At 37.9% G+C, this 639-nt stretch carries 1 protein-coding gene; it reads left to right on the top strand.

Annotated features, from left to right (window positions below):
• The first annotated feature begins 44 nt into the window (after nt 1–44).
• A complete protein-coding gene (locus tag PVK62_RS17480) occupies nt 45–521 on the top strand; it encodes a GNAT family N-acetyltransferase (RefSeq protein WP_274445653.1) in 477 nt (158 codons plus the stop codon).
• Nucleotides 522–639: the final 118 nt, after the last annotated feature.

The following is a 639-nucleotide window of genomic DNA, read 5'->3' as shown; positions in this document are numbered from 1 at the left end:
GTAGCAAACGTGTTATGCAGGCGTTATAACCTCAGGAGTAAATCATGGAATTAGAGACTTTTGAACATAAGGACTATGATCAGCTTACTGCTTGGATAGATAGCGAAAAACTTTGTTATTTATGGGGCGGGCCAGCTTATAAATATCCTCTTACTCATGAACAAATTGCAATTCATTGTAAGCAGTCACAGGTGTTTCCATTTCTATTTACTGTTGAGAATAATCCTGTTGGTTTTGTGGAGCTTTATCAAGTTTCAGTTAATGAGTTTCGTATCTGCCGTGTATTTATCTCACCTGAATATCGAGGTCAGAATCTAGCTCAAACCATGCTACAGCTACTTATTGAAAAGGCTGAGGTTAATTACAAAGCTAATTTACTAACATTAGGTGTTTTCAGCCACAATAAATCAGCGATTTCATGTTACGAAAAACTGGGTTTTGTAGAATTTGAGCAGGTAACTCATAGCTTATCATTTGATGGTGAGAGTTGGGACTTGTCACGCATGGAAAAACGGTTATAACAAATGCATCAACACGATTTGCTACACTCGGCGTTGTCAGTTTGCCTTTAGTTTCAGTGATTAAGGCGGTAAAATTTAGGTAAGTCTGTATCGTAGCAAACGTGTTATGCAGGCGTTA

It is taken from the genome of Aliivibrio sp. S3MY1 (assembly GCF_028765575.1).
Classification (GTDB): domain Bacteria; phylum Pseudomonadota; class Gammaproteobacteria; order Enterobacterales; family Vibrionaceae; genus Aliivibrio.
Note: the sequence above shows the minus strand (reverse complement) of the source record. Positions and strands in the feature narration are given on the sequence as shown.

What these genes read in the sequence shown, in the direction of transcription:
- PVK62_RS17480 (WP_274445653.1), top strand. Translation starts at nt 45, where the DNA reads ATGGAATTAGAGACTTTTGAACATAAGGACTATGATCAGCTTACTGCT.